Origin of the sequence: Microbacterium sp. UBA837, assembly GCF_002296025.1 — a bacterium.
Lineage (GTDB): Bacteria > Actinomycetota > Actinomycetes > Actinomycetales > Microbacteriaceae > Microbacterium.
Genome location: NZ_DBHD01000124.1, coordinates 1 through 2,211, shown reverse-complemented (window position 1 = coordinate 2,211; position 2,211 = coordinate 1). Strand labels below are relative to the sequence as shown.

At 68.5% G+C, this 2,211-nt stretch carries 1 protein-coding gene and 1 pseudogene; one reads left to right on the top strand and one right to left on the bottom strand.

Annotation, left to right across the window (positions count from 1 at the left end; genetic code table 11):
- Positions 1 to 14 precede the first annotated feature (14 nt).
- Positions 15 to 1,253, top strand: coding sequence for an FxLYD domain-containing protein (locus B3587_RS09290; protein ID WP_292728071.1), 1,239 nt, complete (start codon positions 15 to 17; stop codon positions 1,251 to 1,253).
- 43 nt (positions 1,254 to 1,296) lie between these two features.
- On the opposite strand, the pseudogene B3587_RS09280 reads toward B3587_RS09290, so the two are convergent.
- Positions 1,297 to 2,147, bottom strand: a pseudogene (locus B3587_RS09280) (GNAT family N-acetyltransferase).
- Positions 2,148 to 2,211 lie beyond the last annotated feature (64 nt).

The window sequence follows — 2,211 nt, the reverse complement described above, 5'->3', positions numbered from 1 at the left end:
AAGGGGAGAGACCGATGTCGAACGACACACCCGCCGGCCTGGAAGAACCGCAGAACCCGGCGCCGGACGCAGCCGAACCACCCGTGGCGCCGGCACCGGAGCCCGCTGCCGCGCCCGAATCGCCCGCTGCCGCGCCCGAACCGCCCGCCGCCGTGCCCGCGGCACCGCCGGCGTACGCGCCACCGGCTGGGTATCCCACGGCCCCAACGACACCGTATGGAGCTCCGCCCGCCGCTCCGGTCTATGGGGCCGCACCCGGGGCGCCCGGCTACGGCGTTGCTCCGGGCGCTCCCGGCTATCCGCCGGCAGGCTACGGCGTCCCGCCGGCACCGCCGAAGGCCCCTGACACCCGGCCCAAGACGCTCGCGATCATCGCCCTGATCCTCGCGATCGTCGGTGTCGTGATGGCATTCATCCCGTTCGTGAACTGGATCGCCGGGCTCGTCCTGCTCGCGGCGTTCATCATCGCTCTCATCGCCCTCATCAGCAAGAAGCAGGGCGGCACCGGCATGAGCATCACCGCCCTCATCCTCTCGGTCGTCGGCGGGATCATCTCGGTTGTCATGATCGCGCTGTCGTTCCTGTGGATCGGCGGCGCCGTCCTGAACGACGCGATACAGGACGAGATCGCGCAGGAGACGATCGCGCCCGAAGACGACGAGCCCGCGGATGACGTCACGACCGCCCAGGACATCGTGATCACCGACGGGTCGTTCGGCCGGTACGAGTTCGATCCCGAGACGTGGTGGTACGTCGTGATGTTCGAGAACCCCAACCAGGACTACATCTTCGACTTCGCGAGCATCGATGTCGAGGCGATCGGCGCGGACGGCACGATCCTCGACACCTCGAACGAGTACCGCGTCATCTTGTCGGGTGAGGCCGCGCTCGTCGGCGACTTCTACGAGGTCGGGGCCGGCGAGATCGTCGACCTCAACGTCATCGGCCCGACCGCTGCCGACGCGATCCTCTCCCCCTTCGCCGAGACCGGTGAGTTCACGCTCGGCGACCTCGCCGCGACATCCGATGACTTCTCGACAACCGTGACCGGCACGGTCAGCGGGGACTTCGAGGAAGACCAGGAACTCGTGCAGATCACCGTGGTCGCCCGGGACACCTCGGGCCAGATCATCGGCGGGGCATGGACCTATGTCGACCGCTTGCCCAGCGACGGCACGAAGGTGCAGTTCGAGGCGACCTTCTGGGATCCCCTCCCCGAGGGCACGGTCTTCGAAGCATTCGCCTCCCTGTAGGTCTGATACCGAGCTCCGAGGGTCAGCTGACTCCGGGCACGGGTCACCCCAGCTCGAACGTCGTGATGCCGAAGACCTCGTCGATCGGGAGGTCGAGGGGCTCGCCACGGTACATGCGGGCCGTCTCGAACACCGGGCGCATCCCGAGGCTCTCCGCCAGCTGCACGGCCTCCGCGTTGACGGTGCGTGGATCGAGGAAGATCGCCGCCCCGGGCGCCACGCCCTGGACGAGGCCCTCGATCAGCTGCGCCGCGGTGGCGGCATCCTTCGCGAACAGCGGCCGACCTTGAATCCATCTCGGCACGGTCGGATGACCCCGTACCCCGCGACGTCGCCGACGGTCCCGTCGCCTGCCGTTCCGTCGTCTGAACCACGGACGGCGACCAAGGCGCGGTGGCTGGAGTCGGTGGTCCAGGCACGGAGGAAATCGCTGCGCTTCGCGCCGAAGTGCGCGGCGTCGTAGCGCTCCAGAGCCGAAGGATCGACATCCGCTGCCGGCACGAGCGTGATGCTCCGCCGCCCGTTCGTCGCGACCACCCGCAGCGGAGCGCCCCCCGCGTACCGGACGTTGCGGTGGGCGAGGACGAACCCCGACCTGCGGTAGTTGTGCTGCTGATCGACCACACCGTCCAGGCCGACGGTACGGACGTCGGCCAGGTGATCGAGCCCGGCATCCCACACGCGTATGCCGTACCCCTGCCCTCGCCAGGGCGGAGCGACGATGTAGAAGCCGACGAATCCGAAGTCCGCCCCGTACCTGATCGCCGAGATCGTCGCGATCAGCTCGCCCTCGAGGAACCCCCCAACGAACCCCTCCGGATCCTGCCGCCAGAACGGCTCGGCATCCGAATGACCCGGATTCCAGCCCTCGCGGGCTGCCCACTCCACGGGCATCGCCATCTCATCGAGACGGAGGGGACGGATCTCGAACGTCACAGTGCTGTCCTCACAATGGCTG